Source organism: Cysteiniphilum sp. GTC20157 (assembly GCF_055396795.1).
In genome coordinates, this window is record NZ_AP044698.1 from 2,294,103 (window position 1) to 2,311,326 (window position 17,224).

The 17,224-nt window shown below is 40.1% G+C and carries 14 protein-coding genes; 3 read left to right on the plus strand and 11 right to left on the minus strand.

Translation table 11 applies throughout. The annotated features are described in order from the left end of the window. Nucleotides 1–9: 9 nt before the first annotated feature. From nhaD to ACZ5V8_RS10355, 3 genes are all read right to left on the minus strand, one after another. Nucleotides 10–1,395: a sodium:proton antiporter NhaD gene (gene nhaD / locus ACZ5V8_RS10345; protein ID WP_464217714.1), complete on the minus strand. Its 1,386-nt coding sequence runs from the start codon at nt 1,393–1,395 to the stop codon at nt 10–12. A 74-nt stretch (nt 1,396–1,469) separates the two neighbouring features. After that, the gene (locus tag ACZ5V8_RS10350; protein WP_464217715.1) at nt 1,470–2,768 is read right to left on the minus strand and encodes an LbtU family siderophore porin; all 1,299 of its coding nucleotides are present in this window, start codon (nt 2,766–2,768) and stop codon (nt 1,470–1,472) included. 149 nt (nt 2,769–2,917) lie between these two features. After that, complete coding sequence (locus tag ACZ5V8_RS10355; RefSeq protein WP_440616653.1) at nt 2,918–3,523, minus strand: peroxiredoxin; 606 nt, start codon at nt 3,521–3,523, stop codon at nt 2,918–2,920. Nucleotides 3,524–3,648: 125 nt separating this feature from the next. On the opposite strand from ACZ5V8_RS10355, the gene ACZ5V8_RS10360 reads away from it, so the two are divergent. Then, the gene (locus ACZ5V8_RS10360) at nt 3,649–4,236 is read left to right on the plus strand and encodes an HAD family hydrolase (protein WP_464217716.1); all 588 of its coding nucleotides are present in this window, start codon (nt 3,649–3,651) and stop codon (nt 4,234–4,236) included. Nucleotides 4,237–4,320: 84 nt separating this feature from the next. Here ACZ5V8_RS10360 and ACZ5V8_RS10365 read toward each other — a convergent pair whose 3' ends face one another. Further along, entirely contained in the window at nt 4,321–5,559 is a 1,239-nt protein-coding gene (locus ACZ5V8_RS10365; protein ID WP_464217717.1) for an MFS transporter, read from the minus strand. A gap of 93 nt (nt 5,560–5,652) precedes the next feature. Further along, the gene (locus ACZ5V8_RS10370; protein WP_464217718.1) at nt 5,653–7,686 is read right to left on the minus strand and encodes a LamG domain-containing protein; all 2,034 of its coding nucleotides are present in this window, start codon (nt 7,684–7,686) and stop codon (nt 5,653–5,655) included. 512 nt (nt 7,687–8,198) lie between these two features. Here ACZ5V8_RS10370 and ACZ5V8_RS10375 point away from each other — a divergent pair. Beyond that, nucleotides 8,199–9,644, plus strand: coding sequence for an amino acid permease (locus ACZ5V8_RS10375; RefSeq protein WP_440616659.1), 1,446 nt, complete (start codon nt 8,199–8,201; stop codon nt 9,642–9,644). Nucleotides 9,645–9,912: 268 nt separating this feature from the next. After that, nucleotides 9,913–11,109 (plus strand): FAD binding domain-containing protein, encoded by a 1,197-nt coding sequence (locus tag ACZ5V8_RS10380; RefSeq protein WP_464217719.1) that lies wholly within the window; start codon nt 9,913–9,915, stop codon nt 11,107–11,109. A gap of 13 nt (nt 11,110–11,122) precedes the next feature. On the opposite strand, the gene ACZ5V8_RS10385 is transcribed toward ACZ5V8_RS10380, so the two are convergent. From ACZ5V8_RS10385 to lysC, 6 genes are read right to left on the minus strand one after another with little or no spacing between them, the layout of a single operon-like run. Continuing rightward, complete coding sequence (locus tag ACZ5V8_RS10385) at nt 11,123–12,262, minus strand: M14 family zinc carboxypeptidase (RefSeq protein ID WP_440616662.1); 1,140 nt, start codon at nt 12,260–12,262, stop codon at nt 11,123–11,125. Then, complete coding sequence (locus ACZ5V8_RS10390) at nt 12,259–13,485, minus strand: PLP-dependent decarboxylase (RefSeq protein ID WP_464217720.1); 1,227 nt, start codon at nt 13,483–13,485, stop codon at nt 12,259–12,261. Before ACZ5V8_RS10390 ends, ACZ5V8_RS10385 begins: the two co-directional genes overlap by 4 nt. Then, nucleotides 13,485–14,234 (minus strand): 2,3,4,5-tetrahydropyridine-2,6-dicarboxylate N-succinyltransferase, encoded by a 750-nt coding sequence (locus ACZ5V8_RS10395; protein WP_464218735.1) that lies wholly within the window; start codon nt 14,232–14,234, stop codon nt 13,485–13,487. The genes ACZ5V8_RS10390 and ACZ5V8_RS10395 overlap by 1 nt, the downstream gene beginning before the upstream one ends. A 27-nt stretch (nt 14,235–14,261) precedes the next feature. Continuing rightward, nucleotides 14,262–15,158 carry a 4-hydroxy-tetrahydrodipicolinate synthase gene (gene dapA, locus ACZ5V8_RS10400; protein WP_464217721.1) on the minus strand — a complete coding sequence of 299 codons (897 nt, stop codon included), beginning with the start codon at nt 15,156–15,158 and terminating at the stop codon, nt 14,262–14,264. Beyond that, a complete protein-coding gene (locus ACZ5V8_RS10405; protein WP_464217722.1) occupies nt 15,149–15,823 on the minus strand; it encodes a dihydrodipicolinate reductase C-terminal domain-containing protein in 675 nt (224 codons plus the stop codon). The genes dapA and ACZ5V8_RS10405 overlap by 10 nt, the downstream gene beginning before the upstream one ends. Beyond that, complete coding sequence (lysC, locus tag ACZ5V8_RS10410; protein WP_464217723.1) at nt 15,820–17,214, minus strand: lysine-sensitive aspartokinase 3; 1,395 nt, start codon at nt 17,212–17,214, stop codon at nt 15,820–15,822. Before lysC ends, ACZ5V8_RS10405 begins: the two co-directional genes overlap by 4 nt. Between the last annotated feature and the right edge of the window lie 10 nt (nt 17,215–17,224).

Below are 17,224 nucleotides of genomic sequence, written 5' to 3' on the forward strand. Positions count from 1 at the left end.
ATATAATGATTAGCTAAAAAAAGCATGATTAATCAAAAGATGCGTGGCAATACTAACAAAGTATCCCAATAAAATCACTAAACTCCACTTCAAATGCCCTAAAAAAGTATACTGACCATGTGCTTTACCCATGACTGCAACGCCCGCGGCAGAACCAATTGATAGCAAGCTGCCACCAATGCCTGTGGTTAAAGTCACCAATAGCCACTGACCTTCAGTTAATGGCGGGTGCATGGTTAAGACACCAAACATTACGGGAATATTGTCAACAATTGCTGACAGAAGTCCAATTAAAATATTGGCTTGCGTGACATGGTCAAAAACTTGCGGCAAGGCACTAGGTACATCGTGATACAGGAAATTAGATAGCAATTCTAAGTAACCCAATGTCGCCAAACCTTGCACTGCAAGTAAGATGCCAAAGAAAAATAATAAGGTATCCCATTCAATCATCTGAATCTTTTGAAATACATCAAAATGCTCACGTGCTTTTTTCTTTAGAAAGAAACCTAAAAACATCAAATAACCTAAGCCTGTCATCATCCCTAGTGCAGGTGGCAGATCTAACAAGTTCTGAAAAAGTACGGCTGTAATAACCGTTAGTACGAACATCACAATAACAACAATCGCACCGGACTTAAGCTTAATCTCTAGCAAATCATGGCTATGATCATCGCCTTTGGGCAGGAAAAAACTCATAATAATTGCCGGAATCAAGAAACTGACCAATGCCGGAATAAATAAGGCAAAGAAATGTGTGAATGGTACCACCCCATCCTGCCATACCATCAAAGTGGTAATATCACCAAATGGGCTAAATGCGCCACCGGCATTGGCTGCCACCACAATATTAATACAAGACATACATACAAATTTTATCTCGCCTTTACCAACGGATAATACTACGGCACTTAGGATTAAAGCAGTTGTTAAGTTATCAGCAAACGGCGAGATAAAGAATGCCAACAATCCCGTTAACCAAAAGATGCCTTTAAAGCGCAAGCCCATTTTAAGAAGGAGTGCCTTGAGCTTTTCAAAGACATTGCGCTCTTCAAGCACATGGATATAGGTCATTGCTACAAGTAGAAATAATAAAAGCTCTCCATATTCCAATAAGCCTTTATTTAAGCTTTGCTCAACTAACTCACTCTGACCATTGATCTTGCCAATAATTGCCGTGAGCACCCAGATAATGCCTGCTGCTAAAATCACTGGTTTTGATTTCGCCAAATGAATCACATCCTCAAGCATAACCAAGATATAAGCAATAACAAAAACAGCTAATGCAATAAGTGCATACGGGCTTAGTATTGCCTGCATTACTGTTGTTGATACTTCATTTGCATATAAAGCGCATGGCAGCATCAATATAAATAAATATAAACTTCTAATCATCTCTCCCCCACCCTTAAAACAAAAAAGGCCGCAATTGCGACCTTTAAAGTATCTAAACTAAGTAATCAATCAGATTAGAAGTAAACTGTAGCATCCAACATTACTGTGTTATATGAGCCCATTGATTGTGCATGAGTCTTACCAGACATATAGTTATAAGAACCACCAATCCAAACAGTATCAACCACATTGTAACGTGTGCCGACTTCAAACTGATATAAGTTGTTATCAGAGTTTTGTGCTACTTGGCTGTATGACACATAAGGCACCATATCTTTGCCTGCAACTGGCATAGTGTAAGAAGAATCTAGGCTCCAAGCTTTAACAGTAGAACCAGAATCAAAGCTAATCAGTGCAGGTAAGGCATTAATCGCGAATGCAGTGATTCCAGCAGTATCAGGGTGAGATGCAGCTCCTGCAAAAGGAATTGTATTTGCATTTCCTAATGCCGTACCATTTAAGCTCTTAACACCTGAGGTTGTAACTAAAAATTCTCCATTAACAGCAAGCCCTTGGATTGTAACGCCGGCATTAAAGTCAAGCGCTCCAACCATAGAGTTCTTTTCACCATACTGGTTATGAGAGAACCCTGTGGCATTAATATAGCCTGCACCGGCATAATAACCTAGGTTACCTGCTTTACCATTATAAGAGGCATTTAATGCAAAGTTGTTAATCTGGCTAGCATTTGATGCTTGTGAATTCATCATAGAACCACCATTACCATTCATCAATGTAGCTGTTGCATTGATACCATTCATGCTAAAGCCAGCACCGACTTGACCACCATAAGCCATAAAGTAAGCACGTGTTAACGTTGGCATAAAGTTAGTGACTGAATCGAATTTACCAAAATCAACAACCTTTTTACCGCCGAAGCCATAGAAAGGTGACTTAGCCAAATTACCAACAATAAAATAAGCACTCGGCAACACAACATTACTATCTGCAGCGTTATTAACCTGAATATCAGCAAAACCGGTTACCCAATCACCAATGGTTGATGTAAATGCTAAATCAGCATAAGGCATCTTAACAGCACTAGAACTATTATTATTAAGATTTGGCACCGCTGCCAGCCCCGCATTATTTGCCTTGACACCAGATGTATTTTGGTATTGAGCATAAATCTCACCTTTACCACCAATATAGATAGCATTAGGCGCTAGATCGCCAGACTTACGCGCATTAAGGATATCTAAAACAGAGCCAGTGACTTGTTGGTTGTTTAGCATCTGTTGTGAATAGCTTGCATCTGTACGCACGTTAACGATACCGCCACCGTTTTGTACTTGATCATTCATTGAACCTGCTGCGAAAGCTGAAGCGCTTGCAGTTGCAGCAACCGCTGCTACGATCATCTTAAGTTTCATAGTTTCTCCTCAACTGTTTTAAAACTTACATTTTTATTAAAAAATGATTCCTTTTTTGTCGGCTTCTTTGCCGTCGAAAGACTACACACCGACAAAGGTATCACTTTATTTTAAATTTTCAAGCAAATCATAGATTTTTTTATAAAAAATTACAAAGATTCAGCATTTTCTGCTAAATATGCAGCAACACCTTGCGGTGACGCTTTCATGCCTTTGTCACCTTCTTGCCAACCCGCTGGGCATACTTCACCATGTTGCTCGAAGAATTGTAATGCTTGAACCATACGCACCAATTCATCCATATTGCGACCTAATGGCAGATCATTAACCACCTGATGTCTCACAACACCGTCTTTGTCAATTAAGAATGTACCACGGAAAGCGACACCCGCCTCAGGATGCTCAACACCATAGGCTTTAACAATACTGTGATTGATATCAGCAACCATTGTGTATTTCACAGCACCAATACCGCCATCATTGACTGGCGTATTGCGCCATGCGTTATGCGTGAAGTGTGAATCAATTGATACGGCAAAGACTTCAACACCTAGCTTTTTAAGTTCATCAACACGTTTATCAAGTGCGATTAGCTCAGATGGGCAAACAAAAGTAAAATCAAGCGGGTAGAAAACAACCGCTGCATACTTACCATCGCGTGCTTTTTCAAAGCTTAATGCATCTACAATTTCACCATTTGCTAGCACCGCGGGCGCTGTGAATTCAGGCGCTTTGCGTCCTACTAATACCGTCATGATTATCTCCTTAGGGTTTGTAATTTCATAAATTGACAACAATTTAGTGCGCAAAAGTTTGCTAAAGCCTGCTAATTATGTCAATAATGACACAGCAGAATTTAACAAATTTTGGAAATAATCTTATGATTTACATTCACCCCAAGACCCAAGCCTTAATTTTTGATTGTGATGGCACCATCGCTGATACGATGATTATTCACAATGAAGCATGGCATACCATCGCCAAACGCTATCGTTTCAATTTAAGTCCTGACGAGCTTGCGCATTACAATGGCATCCCCACTTTACAAATATTACAAATGTTAACCACGAGTGAAGATAAGAAGCGTTTTGATCTACACAAAATGGTACATGAGAAAGAACATCTTGCTGAGGAAAAGATAGATCGCGTTATTGCCATTCAACCAGTGCTTGATCTTATCAATCGTTATCACCAAAAACTGCCGATGGTGGTCATCTCTGGCGGCATGCGCCGAAATGTGGTCAAAACACTTGAAGCACTTGATATTGCTAATCATTTTGAATTTATCATCACCGCTGATGATGATGACCATCCCACCAAGGACACTCCCGAGGCATTCACCTTAATCGCCGATAGGTTAGGCGTTGATCATGATAAATGTCATGTTTTTGAAGATGGCAAGCCAGGACTTATCAATGCGGTTAAAGCCAATATGATGGTAACTGATATTAGAACAATTTACCCTTAACAATAAAAGATAAGTTTCGCTATTTTCACCTCGCCCCTTGCGGGATTGCTCGTGCGGCTTATGTTGCACGGGTGAGGGGAAAAACTAAGACTTTAACTTAATTATTATTGACGACTTAGCCACACTAATAAATGCAGCTAAAGCAATAATGCACACATAAATGACAACATAAGCAATATTTGCCAACTCGATTGCTAAAAATTGCGCAACCAAGGGTGCCGTACCACCAAATATGGCAACGGATATACTCCAAGCCACACCCATGCCAGTATAGCGAATATTAACAGGGAAAATATCCACCAAATAGCGAAACATGCTACCAGTAACTAAGATATTGCTTAGCGCGTATAATGCTTGTGCGCACAGCGCCAAATAAGCACTTGAAAAGCCTGATAAATAAAATAAAACAGGTACGCTGATCACGCTACTTAGGAGCCCTGTTTTTAGCATTTTCAGTGTGCCTAACCTATCTGCCAATAATGCTGCGATCGGTGTCAGCAATGTCACAGTTGCCACACCGAATGTCGCAACCCAGTGCGCATTTTCACTGGTTAAAAATCCGCGCTGAATGACAAAAGACACCCACCATAGATTACAAATATAGATATACACACCAACAAATGCAGCAATAAAAAAACATTGTATTAGCTGATTGATATACCCTTTAAATGCTTTTATACCATTAAAGAATGCTTTATTGACTCTAACGCTTTCAAACTCTGGACTCTCAGTCGTACTCACCCGAAAGTACAACCCAATCAAACAGCCGACCAACCCCAAATAAAAAGGCACACGCCAAAACCACTCTGGCATCATCGGTAATGAAACAATCGATGCCATTGCTGCCCCCAACATCATGCCCAAAGCCGCAGCAAAGCTCACCCAACTCACCGCAAGGTTTTTAAAGCTGCCACGATAGTGCTCTGTGACAAAAATCGCCGCCCCTGTAAACTCCCCTGAAACGGAAATGCCTTGAATAATCCGCAAGAGAAGTAATATCAAAGGTGCCGCAATACCAATACTTTGATAACTTGGTAAAAGCCCAATACATAAAGTCGCCACTCCCATCAAAATAAGACTTAAAGACAAAGCTTTTTTGCGCCCAAATTTATCACCAATGATGCCAAAAACAATTGAACCAAAGGGGCGCGCTAAATAGCTTGCTGCAAATACACATAAACTAAACAACATCGCATAGGGAGTATCCTCTGGAAAAAACAAATGTGCAAACTTAAATGCCAAATAGCCATAAAAGCTAAATTCTGCCCATTCGACAAATGTGCCAATCGCCGATGCGATAATGACTTTATTTTTTGATTGCATCACGATAATCCTCGCCCTTTAAACGCAAGGATTATGCCGTGAGTTAAGAATAAAAGAAAGGTACGAAGATGATTTTACAATTTTTTTTTCAATTTAATTAGAGGATGTCGTAGGCGATCTTACGGTGATAAGATGTGGATTTACTGATTGATATGACATAATAATTTCCTGGGGATCACTCATAACTTCCCATGATATATCGCCAGTTTCTGATGTTTTTAATTTTAGTTGCGCTGTTGCTGTCGCTGCTGTTGGAATTTGACCAGCAGGATAGGCACCATGATAAGTTGATGTTGTGTATAGTTTAATAGTTGCTGTCACTGACGCTCCATTTTTAGGCGCAAAAAACGCTAGAGGCGTGGAAGCTCCTGAAATCCCAAAAGAAGAATCCGTAGATTTTAACTCCTGCCCATTTCCGGATGCTAGCGTCACCGTAACAAACATAAATGGATTGGTCACACTGATCGCAACATCTGTATTCATCGTCGTTGCTACTCTAAAAAAATTACGTTTTGGATTAGCGGTTGACGGCGTGACACTTAATTGCATTAAAGGTAATTTATCAGATGAGTAACTACCATCTTTATTTGCAATAAAGCTAATTGCTAAAGGACTTTTTGAGTCCCTAAGATCTGAAGCTGCTATTCCTTTTTTTGTGAAGTCCTGAGCATACAAAATACCAAAATATTCCATAAGCTTAGCTGCAAAGTTATCTTTGTTCCAAGAGCCATCACCTAAATCAAATTTCCACACTTTCGTAGTCATATCAAAGTCACTTGTATTTGACCCATCAAGATATTGACCACTATCTTTCTTAAGAGGATAGTACGTTACACTTCTAAAATAAGCATCAACACCTTGCCAGCCATTATCTGGCGGATTCCCAGACCATCCAACACCGGCTTCTTGGCTAGGCGTTAATTTACTATTCTCAAGATCTTTGGCAGCTTTGAATGCAACATAATTAGCAAGGTTAATAGATACTTCGCCGAGCTTATTATCAAATCCTGTATCTACCCAAGGAAGGCTTCCTTCTGGCGCTTGCACACCTGACGCTTTGAGCGACGGATAATCATCTACCGTATATAGTGCAATTGGGGTTGCATGAGAAATATCAGTACCATTGTCCGGCGCATTGATATAGTAGGCAACGCGTGTTGGTGACCAGACAATAGTATAAGTATTAAATTGCGCGTATGGATTAAAACTAGTATTACCTGCATCTGGCAAAATATAAGTTTCATTATTCATTGCTGCTGCCGTATATGATTTAGCAAGTGTAGAACCATCCAACACAGGTAATTTTTCAATAAACTTATAATTCTGCTTATTAAATCCAGGTAAAGTAACATCAATATTTTGATTACCCTGCGGCATACGCCACCAATTAATCGCCGCCATTTTACGCATATCTAAAGTGGATGGCACGGGTTTAACTGCTGTTAGTGGATATTTCCAAACCGAGGCATTTTGCCAACCCGGTTGTTTACTGCTTCCAGTTGTACCACCCACCTCATAACCATCCCCAGTTGTTGCTATTGCACCAAGATAATTATAATTTTCTGAATTAATTTGCGTGTCCTTTTTACCATTTGTCATCCATTTATTATAATAACGCTGCATCATACCAAGAGCTGTATCATCAGTAATGTAATAATTCTGAGTCCAATTAACAACATCTGCAGTAATCTGTCCTGATGTCATCTTGCTCATATCAAGCTTTGCACCATAATACGTTGGATTTCCCTCTGCATCTAATGCAATATACGAATTCTGCGTTGCTTGCGTATACGGCACGAACTCCCAATCAAACTCATTCCAACGCCACATTTGCGCCACCTCAGGCATAGCGCCTGGCGCTGGGGCATCTGAATAAAGCCAAAAGGCTGTACAAACAGGGCCATCAGCCGCTTTTAATTTAGCAACAAACATTCCATAATCGAACTTTTTCAACGACTTCATCTGTGCACTTAGATAATCTCCATAACGCGCATAGGGGCTCCATTGACTTTGCTTTTCTTGTAATATTCCCCCAGAACCCACACCCGCAGAGGTTTGAACATAACTTAAAAAAGGCAATAAAAATATACTACTAATAATTTTTTTCACACACGTTTTATTTTCCATAACGTAACCTCTCTTTGAACTCTACATCTTTAATCCATCACAGACCACTTTGCAATCACGCATTGCAAAATGAGTTAACAATGAGTTAAGCAGATCAATACAAAAACACCTATAGCGAATGGATGATTTTTGATGCGCCAATATCTTAACTTTCATAAAAAGATCGCTTTACATCAGCTGTGAAAAAGATTAATTTAACCGCTTCACATGTATGGTTGCTATACATGTTTTATCCTTATGGCGAAACTAAATAATTAAATAATGGGGCAAATACCATGAGTAAAGATTTGGGTTTTATTTTTATGACGCAGGTTTGGAATCTGTAGATTCACTGGTATATTACACACAAAGGAATTAATAATGTTTAAGCATGAAACAAACATCAATACACAATCAAAGACACCCTTTTTTCTTCACCAAAAATATCACAGTTTGCGTATCTGAACACATTTTGCAACGCGATAAAACCAATAGATAATTATTTTGAACATTTGAGAAGAAAAGATAGAAGTATGTCACATAGATTACAACGAAACTTAAAAGCTCGCCACTTAATCATGATCGCCTTAGGTGGTTCGATTGGCACAGGTCTATTTTTAGCCAGCGGTAGCGCCATTTACGAAGCAGGTCCAGGAGGTGCGATGCTCGCCTATGCCATCATCTCACTGATGGTTTATTTTCTCATGTGTAGCCTTGGTGAGATGGCAGCACATTCTCCCACCACAGGCACATTTTGTGAATATTCTAGCCGTTATGTCAGTGCTGATTTTGGCTTTGCCATGGGTTGGAACTATTGGTTTAACTGGGCAATCACCATTGCCGCTGAGATTATTGCTGCGGCTTTAATTATGCAATACTGGTTTCCTTATGTGCCAACGATCTATTGGAGTGTTTTATTTTTTGTACTTATTTTTGGTTTAAATCTATTAGCCGTTAAAGTCTATGGTGAAACCGAGTATTGGCTGTCTTTTATCAAAGTTGCTTTTGTCATTATTTTCATTGTTGTCGGCATGCTAACGATTATTGGTGTCACCGGCGTTGGTGGACCTGTTGGTTTTGAGAATTGGCATATTGGTGATGCACCTTTTCATAATGGTCTCATTGGCTTTATGGCGGTGTTTTTGATCGCCGGATTCTCTTTTCAAGGTACGGAACTCGTTGGCGTTGCCGCAGGAGAAGCTGATAACCCGAGAAAATCTATCCCTCAAGCCATTAAACGAACCTTTTGGCGTTTGGTTATTTTTTATATTCTCGCCATTGGTATTATTAGCTTCTTGATTCCTTATACTAGCGACATCCTTATTAACACAAACTCTGATATTGCCATTAGCCCCTTTACCATTGTTTTTAAAAATGCGGGACTCACGTATGCAGCAACAATCATGAATGCGGTGATCTTGATTGCGATCTTATCTGCTTGCAATGCTAGCATGTTTTCGGCAACACGCATTATGTGGCATCTAGCCAATACCAAACAAGCGCCTAAGGTATTTGGTAAAATCAATCGTCAGGGCATTCCTATTAATGCACTTTTAATCACAGCTCTTGTTGGCTGCTTATTTTTCCTGACTTCGTTCTTAGATAATGGCAGCGTGTTTATCTGGCTTGTTAACATCTCATCATTAGCAGGATTTGTCGCTTGGTTTGGTATTGCTTTAAGTCATTATCGATTTCGTCGCGCTTACCAAAAACAAGGCATGAATCTGCAAGGTTTACCCTATCGCGCCAAGTGGTTCCCAGTCGCACCCATTTTTGCGATGCTGTTAATTGCAGTTATCATTCTAGGACAAGAATTTAGTGATATTATTTCAGGCAATATTACCTGGCAGAAATTCTTAGCAACCTATATCGGATTTATTCTATTTTTAGCATTACTTATCGGTTATAAATTGATTAAACGCAGCAAACTGATTGCCTTGGAAAAATGTGATATCTCTGCTAAGCATTCAGACGATTAACAATTTGTTGTAAATAATTGGACATCTTACGCCAATCTGCAATTTCCCAGTTTTTACTATTCTCTGGATCGGGTAAATAGGTGTAATGAATCGCGTAATAATTAAGTTTACCTTTTAATTCATCTTTAACCCTCTTAAGTTTCCCGCGAGGATATTAGCATAAATTGTCATGTTATGTATTTTTTTGTAGCAAAGCTTGTGCTTCTATCAATACCTTATTTTGTTTAGAATACCTCTGTGATATTAACTGGAAAAATTGTAGGAAACCATGCAAAAGATAGCTATTATTGGCGGATCAATCGCAGGCAATGCCATGGGATTGGTGTTGTCACGCTTAGGTTTTGACGTCACCATTTATGAACGCTCAAGTGCACAACTTGATGATCGCGGCGTTGGGATATGTATTCCAAAAGATCTACGCAATCTACTAGTGCAAAATGACATGTTTGATACTGATGCCAAATATATTGAAATCATTGATCGACAGTTTATCGTCAGCGACGCAAAGCGTAATGCCGATGTCTTCTGGCAACAACCTGTGAATGTCATGGCGCACAATTGGTCAGAAATTTATACGCAATTATATAAGCGCCTACCAAAAGGTATTTATCAAAAAGATGCAAGTGTGGCGCATATTAAGCAAGATCAAAACAAAGTCATACTGTCACTCACTGATGGGCAAACTGTAGAGGCAGATTGGCTATTTTGTTGTGATGGCGTTAACTCTCTTGGTCGCACGACACTTTTCCCTCAATCAAAGCTTAACGAGGCACCTTATATTGCTTGGCGTGGCGTGATTACAAAAGAACACGTTAGCGAGCCATCACTATTTGATCGACTCAATTATTTTTGCTACGAATATGGACATGTCGTGACTTACTACATCCCCAAACAAGATGGTCGTGTTGATTTGAACTGGGTGCTATATCAGAGGCTAGACCAAACACATAAAAATAAACTGTTAAACACGAATAACCCCAATGAAGTCACAAGCTTAGCCGCACGCGAGCTTCAGGCAATTCACTTTGAAGAGCTAAAGAAATTAGCCAACATGATGCCTGAAGTTTTTGCCAATGTGATACTTGATACGCCAAAACCTTTTATTCAAAATATCTTTGATACACAAGTGCCTGCACTTAAAAAGGAGCGTATTTGCTTATCTGGAGATGCTGCATTTATCTCACGACCACATACTGCAAGTGGTGCGACCAAAGCCTTGCAAAGTGCACTTATTTTATTTAAACAATTACAAGAAAATCAGCATGATTTAGATCGCGCCACACAACAGTGGGCAAAAATACAATATGATAATGAGCGTAAACTATATGAGCTTGGCAAGATTTTCGGTCATGCGCTTGTCACCGACACCCCCGACTGGCATTTAATGAATCAAGAGAAAATGGATCAATGGTGGATTGATATTATGCAAAACCAAATATGGTATGCTTATGAGGCGCAGAAATAATCAAAGGTTAGCTCTATGGCTTATCAACAACCACATTCAGCAAGTGGCTACCTTTTTGCAATGCCCCTTTGCTGTGGACACTTATCACAAGCCCGGCAAATGGGTAACTAATCTCAACCTCCTTGGCATGCACCATTTGCAAACATCGACCTATTACTTGATCTTTACTAAAGGTATCGCCTGGTGCGACAAACCATTCATATAAGCCACCAGATTGCGCATAGACTGCTTGAAAAGAACCCTCATCGTAAAAGGCGATATCTTTAGCGCAAGCTTCTTTGTATGCTTTATCTGCAGTTATTATTTGATGTGCTGCAAGATAGTTTAATATCCGCCCACATTGAATCTGCGCTTTTTTATGATTAATCAACTCTTCTGAACCCAATTCAAGGGTGAAACTATCTACTAATACAGGCTCATTTCTACCTAATTGAGTAAATGCCTTTTGCACACTCCACCAAGGATAAAACCCTGCTTCATCTAATGAACCATTACATTTGTTCTCAATCAATAACACATGCTCAAACCCCAAAGACTCAGCACTATTTTTGGCATACTGCGGGCTATATAGGTAATCAACAGCCAATGAATCCGTATGCAAATCCAAAATAATATCCGCCTGTAATGCCTCTAGTTGCATGGTGTAGTTTAAACGTCGCGCACGTGACAACCCAAAATCATTATTAAGTGCTACTGTTATTTGCGCACCAATCTCACTTCGCAGTGCTTGTGCATATTCTGCTTGAGCGCTTTTAAGGTGTTCTTTGGCAAATGATTTATAATCTATCTCAGGCTTAAAATAATAGCGATTCCAGTTGTCACCATTGATTGAATCAAAACGCCCCTGATGTCCAGCGCCAATAAGCATGTCACGCCCAAAAGGATTGCACTGCGGAATAATCGTAATATCACCTTGTGGTTGCTCTTCATTAAAATGCTTAAGTAAATTCAATATCACGGCATTACCTTGAATTTCCGAGGCATGCATACTCGCCTGAATATAGACTTTCTTAGCATTTTGATCTTGACCTTTAATCCTATATTTCGTGACGGTAATTGCTTCTCCTGACGCATTTTGCCCCACTTCAATCAACGATTTTGTGATATAACTTTTCATTTCTTTTATTTCTTTTACCTCTTTCATCTCTTTCATTTGAGCCAAACGCCTGCAGATTCAGCTTTTCTTAATATCTTAATTTGCTTTTTTTTCCCTTTTTCCCCTTTTTGATATGTCACCTCCGCTGGCAGCGTATGACACAAAAAAAATGGCATACTCTCAGTAAAGCCATAAGCACCGGTAGAGTGAAAGATAATATGATCTTGTGCCTTGGTATCATTTGGTAATTGCACTTCCCCTAAATAATCCAAACTAGTACATAACGCACCATGCAAATGTATCTTAGATAGATGAGTATGACTTTCTCTTAAAAGACTCACCGGAAATGCTTGTGATGTCAATGTCGGACGCATCAAATGCTGGCTGCCACCTGCTAATATCAACATGTCACGCTCATAAACTGTTTTGCGATCCACCACTTCAGTAACATAAACACCACACTTAGCAACGGCATAGCGCCCAAGCTCAAGCCAAATCTCTGTTTGTGGGTAGTGGCTTTTAACTTTGAGAATCAATGCATTAATTTCAGATAAGCTTAGCTCTTGTCCTTCATGTTGATAATCAATACCTAAACCACCACCTAAATCTAATACACGCAAACCAATGCCCATGGTCTCTGCTAATTCATGTAATGTATCAGCAATCGTAAACCAGATTTTCTCAAGCTTATCTATACAGAGGATATTGCCCCATTGAAAACAATGAAAACCCAAGATATTAAGATAAGGGCAATCAAAATCATTACTCTTCGAATAAGCGATCCAGTCATTGGGGGACAAACCAAATGGTGTCACACACTCACCACCTAAGACATTTTTTTCACCCTCTTGCCATTGCAACTGCACACGCAAGAGCACTTCAACATGAATTTGTTTTTCATAAGCAATGCTTTGCACATCCTGCAATTGCTGCGTACTTTCAATGACAAATTTATTAACACCCTGATCAACAAAATAACACAACTGCTCATATGACTTAGCGGGTCCAGTATGCAAGATACGCGCAGAGTCAACACCTTGCTTGAGCACCTGATCTAACTCACCAATACTGGCAACATCAAAGCGCATACCCTCATCATCTAAAGTGCCAATAATCGCAGATAAAGGATTGGCTTTAAGCGCATACCAAAGGGTTACTGGTAATGTTTGTAAAGTTTTTATATGGGCTTGCAAATAATCCAGATCATAGAAAAAAAAGGGGGCATTAATTTCTTTGGTTAAATCAACTAATGCTTGATGGTGGCATGAAGTATCAACCATTAACGCAAGGCCTCCTCCAAACTAAGTGCATGATCACTTTTATCATCACGATATTTAACAATAATAGGGCATGCTGCTTGCAAACCTTGCGCTTTTGCCCAACCTTGTGTCAACGGTCTAGCCCCCGGTATGACAACTGCACCTTCTGGAATCGCCTCACCTTTATCCAAAATACGTTCATTAACGCAATCATAAACACTAACCCCTCGTGACAAAACAACCGATGGCGCAATCACCGCGCGCCTTTTAACAACAATCCCTTCAACAATAACAGCGCCCGCTCCAACAAAAACATGATCTTCAATAACCACTGGATTCATGCCAATAGGTTCAAGAACCCCTCCAATCTGCACACCTGCTGATAAGTGAACATGTTTACCAATTTGCGCACAAGAACCTACTAATGCATGGCTATCGATCATCGTACCCTCATCAACATACGCACCGGTATTTACATATGCCGGAGGCATAATGATCACCGATGGCGCAATATAAGCACCCGTTCTTACGGCTGACCCACCGGGCACCATACGCACACCATCAGCAACAGTAAAACGTCTTGGAACTAAATTATGCTTATCGACAAAGCCTTGATAGCTTTCAGTAAAATCCGTATTTTGACCCGCTTTAAATGCCGCTAAAATCGCTTCTTTCACTGCAATATTAGCTTGCCATTGACCACTCTCTTGGCGTTCTGCTGAACGCAGTTTACCTGTTTGTAAATCTTGTAGGGTTTTCTCCCAGCTCATCATTTGTATTCCTTATTTTAATTCAATTTAACTGACACAGATAGACTCATAATAACTTTGAATCTCGGCATTAGCTTGTTGCAAACGCTCAATACTTGTGAGCTCTTGAGCAATCAGCGGTAAGCGTAAAGTACTACTATCAATGACACCAGTATGCGCAAGCCATGCTTTTGCTGGGATTGGATTTGCCACACTAAAGCACGCGGAAGTCGCATCTTGCCATAAACGGCTTAAGGCTTCATCTGCTTCAAAACGCAAAGCAGTTTCAACATAGTCTTTGGCTTCTTTTGGCCATAAGTTGGAAACCACTGACACCAGTCCCTTACAACCGACTTTGGCAAGTTCTGGCATCATCGCATCTTCGCCACTGTATACATTAACGTGAGGCGCTATTTGCACATAACACTTAAAGCGCGAGATATCACCTGATGCTTCTTTTAGTGCCCATAAATTTGGATGATTTTTGAGTGCAGAGAAAGCATCAAAACAAAGATTCACCCCCGTTCTTGATGGCACGTTATATAACATACATGGCTTTTTTGCTTTGTCTAATAATGCACTAAACCAAGCAATTTGCCCCTGAGTGCCAGGCTTGGCATAAATTGGTGTCACCATCAAAAAACCATCAATAGCTTGAGCATTACAAAACTCAACCCACTTAAGCTGCTCGGCTAATTGATAACCGCCCACGCCGACAAGTAAAGGAACTTTAAGCCCTAAGCCACAAGCAAATACCACCACCTGGCACTGCTCTTCATAACTTAATGCTAAAGCCTCACCCGTGCTACCTAAAATCAACACACCACAATCAGCTTGTTCTTGTTTGCGTAGCAGTCGCTCAAAACTAACCAAATCAATCTCACCATTTTCAAACATGGGTGTGACGACTGCTGTATATGTATTATTATTGATATTTATTGCCATGACACACCTCTTACTAATTCATCAAACTGGTAAAAACCCGCATTTAACTTATTCTCACATATGAAGCGCGCGCTCCACACAGCACCCTCAGCAAAAAGCTTGCGATCATTCGCCACATGCTTTAATTCAATTGTTTCATAAGGGTTTTCCACCCTTAATACATGCTCACCCTTTACATCTTCTTTGCGAACAGACTCAATAGGACATTCTTTCACATTAAGCCATGATTGCCATGACACGGCAGTACCACTTGGTGCATCAAGCTTTTGTGTGTGATGTGTTTCAGTTAAGTGAAAGTGACTATTTACAGCTAAGTTTTGCAAATTACCCAAGGTGTTTAACATCTCTTTTATCAACACCATCGACAAACTAAAATTATTCGCTACAACCCAAGTTTGTCCTGATTGTCTGATGCGCTGTATCAATATTCCATCATAACGAAAACCTGTGGTGCCGCAAATGACAGACACCTTGCTTTGCAAAAGCACGGGCAATATTTGCCTTAAGATATCAGCACTAACGAAAACGATTGCCACTGTTGCCTTATTGAGTTTCTCCACGGTGACTAAGTTCTGTGAGTCAAATACATCACTTATCTCATCTTCTTTTAAAAGATCAACTACTGCTTTACCCGTTTTGCCTCGACCGATTATTGCTACTTTCATCGCACGCACTCCTTAGTTGATTCACTAAAGAGATGTCTATAGATATCCATCATCACACCCTTTGCATCTTCTGCTGCTACTAACAGGCAGATATTATGCCCACTTGCGCCGTGGCTGAAAAGGCGAACATTATAACTTTCAAGGGCAGCAAAAAGCTTAGCACTTATCCCTTTGTGCTGATGCAGTCGATTACCCACAACTGCAATGAGGGACAAATTATGCTCAACACTAATCTCAAGATTACCTATGGATTGCAGCTCATCCAATAGTGCTTCGGTTAATAGACTCTCACCTGTAGACTGGCTAGCTATATGATCCAGTGTTAAAGCAATGCTTACTTCACTTGTTGTCACTAAATCAACCGATATATTGTGTTTAGCTAAAACACTGAATACTTTAGCTAAAAAGCCTTGCGCATGAAACATATCAAAACTTTTGAGTGTCATTAAAAGCTGGTTCTTACGCTCAGCAATCGCGCGAATTTGCGGTGGCTCCTTTAAGCTATTGGTCTTGGCAGTAATCCAAGTGCCTCCCATCTTAGGCGAAAAAGTAGAGCCCACAAACACATCAATATTGCTACTTATTGCCGGCCATAAGGTTGCCGGATGTAAAACTTTAGCACCAAAGGTAGCAAGCTCAGCCGCTTCATTAAAACTTAAACTCTCAATCGCTCGCGCTTGTGGAATAGTGCGTGGATCAGCTTCATAAATACCCGCGACATCCGTCCAGATTTTGACTGATTTTGCTTGCAAAGCTTGTGCTAAAAGAGTCGCACTGTAGTCACTCCCACCTCGACCTAAGGTCGTTGTTTTAGCTTTTTGATCCATACCAATAAAACCTTCGCATACAAGCACTTGATCAGCAAATAACAACGGCAACATATGTGTTGTCACTTGCGCTTTAATGTCATCAAGGTTGGGCTTTGCTTGAGAGAAATTACTATCGGTTTTCATTACTGCTTGTACATTAAAATACTGTGCATTAATCTTATTCTGCTTAAAGATTGCAGCGACAAGTTGCGCTGAGACCCGCTCACCAAATGATAATACCTCATCCCTTAGCTCTTTGGTATTAAGGCGCACACTCATTTGTGCCAAAAACATAAGATCATCTATTCGCTGCTGTATATCGCTGTGTAAATTAGCACAATCAATCGCTTCAACAATTGGCGATAGTATGTTCTTAATCTCATCAACAATACCTGAAATCTCATGCACAGACTTTATATGATGCGCCAACTTTACCAAGAGATTAGTAACTCCTGATTGTGCACTAACGACAACAACACGCACACTTGGCGAAGATTTGATAATTTCTGCACATTGGCAGATCGCGTTTAGATTAGCGACACTTGTGCCTCCAAACTTCGCGACGACAAAAGGGTTTTGCATAAAGCTTCTC